This window comes from Candidatus Aegiribacteria sp., from assembly GCA_021108005.1.
In the GTDB taxonomy this organism is placed as follows: domain Bacteria; phylum Fermentibacterota; class Fermentibacteria; order Fermentibacterales; family JCC-6; genus Aegiribacteria.
Genome location: JAIORS010000031.1, coordinates 1 through 2,546, shown reverse-complemented (window position 1 = coordinate 2,546; position 2,546 = coordinate 1). Strand labels below are relative to the sequence as shown.

General features: G+C 52.1%; 1 protein-coding gene. It reads right to left on the bottom strand.

The features are described from left to right. A partial coding sequence (locus tag K8S15_02305) for a hypothetical protein (protein ID MCD4774865.1) occupies nucleotides 1-2,399 on the bottom strand: 2,399 nt, incomplete at its 3' end. Nucleotides 2,400-2,546 lie beyond the last annotated feature (147 nt).

The following is a 2,546-nucleotide window of genomic DNA, read 5'->3' as shown; positions in this document are numbered from 1 at the left end:
CCGCTTACGGAATCTGTCCAGCCCGTTGAAATATTCCAGTTCTGTGCAACCGCTTCAATATCATTTGTGTTCCAGTCGTTGCTGCCACCTTCTGTCATGTCCCAGGCATTTCCCCTGACCTCTGTCGCGTAATCGAGGGGTTCTACAAGCACGGTCACCCTGACGGTGTTGTCAAGCGGATCCTCTCCCGAAACAGTCGCGGCGCTTATCTCGATGATATGGGCACCGATGTCACCGGAATCGGTATTCCAGACGATAGCGGCGGAAGTGCTGTCAGGTTCGTAGTACTGTGATAGACCTCCAAGACTGATAACATCGGAACCGATAACTGTGGGGCTTGCTCCCGAATGATCGGTGAATGTAACTGTTACATTACCGGTGCCTGAAGTTCCCATATTGTAATATGTGGCTCCCAGCTTCATACTCTCCCCGGCCCTGCAGCGCAGCTCGGTAATTCTTGCATCAGAGGTAATAAAGCTGCAGAAAACATCGGGAGACGTAACCCTGAGATCGGCCTGAGTCGGAGGTGAAATGTCCACGAACTCCAGTAACCGGCTTTCTCCCGCTGTCAGAGTATCATCGAAGGAGTACCGGTCCTGGATCCATCTATCAATCGGTACAAGACAACGTCTGCTGTGATCAAGAGCGTCTTCTGAAAGGTACCCTGGACAGTATCTTCCGCGAATATTGATACGAACAGGCAGCGCATGGTTCTCACCATTGAAGAAATCTCCGCAATACCTGTTCACATAAAACAGGTACGTATGATCGCTGCCTTCCTGCCTGAAAAGCTTGATCCGGGGTGAAATGTAATTGACCACAATATCCGAGTCGGGGCAAGATATCTGAGCCACATCCCAGTAAGGTGTACCGTTCTCCTCCCACCACCACAGGTCGTACATCTCCGGGGCTATCCGGGCTATCTGACCGAGGGTATTCTCAAGACTGTTGTAAACATTGCTGTAAGGTTCGAAGAACCAGGTGTACCATCTCTCGTTGTACTTCGGATCGAGAGGAACAGGTACGGGTGGAGGGGGAGGCAGCTCGTACAGCGGGTCGAAGCCGTCCATGAAAGGGGGAAGCTCCCGCGGGTCAGCATATTCGTACTTGTCCTTCCAGTCACCCTGGTCAGGCCAGCGCCCGGTATACACCCAGTCCTCGTAGGGAGCGTCGAAGGGAATGGAATGCATGTCCAGCAATGAGCTGGAGATGAAGTTGTTCTCATTATCCGGATCGACCGTGTTCTCTACATAGCTCGCCAGAGAATACGGAAAGATCGCCTTAACCTGGTGGAGTAAACCCAGATTGCACAGCATCAGGAACTCCTGCTTCGCAGGGGTGCGTCCGTTGTATGATGTGTAGTCCAGGTTGCCTGAGGCGTCCCGTACGCTGGGCCCTCCGACCGAACCGAACGTCTGCGGGTAGAAGAAGACGGGTACATCGTACTCCCTTGCGGGTATTACTGTGGAATCGATGCCCTTCTCGAAGTGGTCAATAAGGAAGAGCCAGTCGTCGTCGCACATGGTTGTTGTTGACGCAGAATCAATATCAACGTACCTGAAGGGGTAGTAGTCGAAGCAGATGAACTCCGGAGAGTTATCCAGGGGAACAGGAATATTAAAACCATCCGGCGGAGCCTGGTACATCGCTTCGCAGAAGGCTCTGACGGATATCGCCTGCCTGGCCATCGTTCCATAGTCACAGCCGGGGAATCCGGTATACTCGCCCGCCTGGATAGTATGCAGAAGTGAGAAGTTGATGGTGGTGGGGATGGAGTTGGTCAAGTTGTTCTCCGCCAGGTGCTTCTGCCATGAGAAGATGCCCGCGGGTTCAACTTCCGATAGTGCCGGAACCGGGGGATTCGGGTCATTATCCCACTGCTGTGTGTACATATTGGGAATCCATTTGTCCCATATGGGTTCGGTGTTCAGCATGTTATGCCGCTGCCTTGCGGGAACCTCGTCGTAGATGTCGTAGAACCAGAGGGCGGGGTAGATTCTAGTATATTCCGAAAGCTGGGTAACAACTGTTCTGTTTATTGAATAATCCTCGCCTTCGTGCATCTCCTGCGCGGTGGCCCAGTTGTGTGGTTCATACCATTCCGTATGGTCATCGTTACAACTTGTTTGTCCGAAACAGCTGGAGGAGGTAAGGGCGTAATCTGTCCACCTGAACCAGTACGAAGTTACTGGATTCCAGTTGCTGTAGTACTGGACGATCTCTTTAGGCGCCAGCACCAGGAGCATGCCGGCATCGCCGCAGAGACCCATGAAATCCTTATTCTCAGGTAGTCCAGCCTCACCTTCCACCTCCACACCGTCGAAATGGAGCCAGGAGAGTTCGCATAGGAATGGAAGCTTGAGGTCAGAAAACGAAGAATAGATACCGCTTGCTCTCATTCCGATTATGGGAATGGAGTTATCGGGAGGCGTTTCCGCCGAAAGAAACGCGGATAATGCAAGCAGTATTACGGGCAGTATTATTATTCGAGGGGGGGGGGTATTTCGACATAATCATGTATCCTCTCTGTTTTTTATGCGTAACGG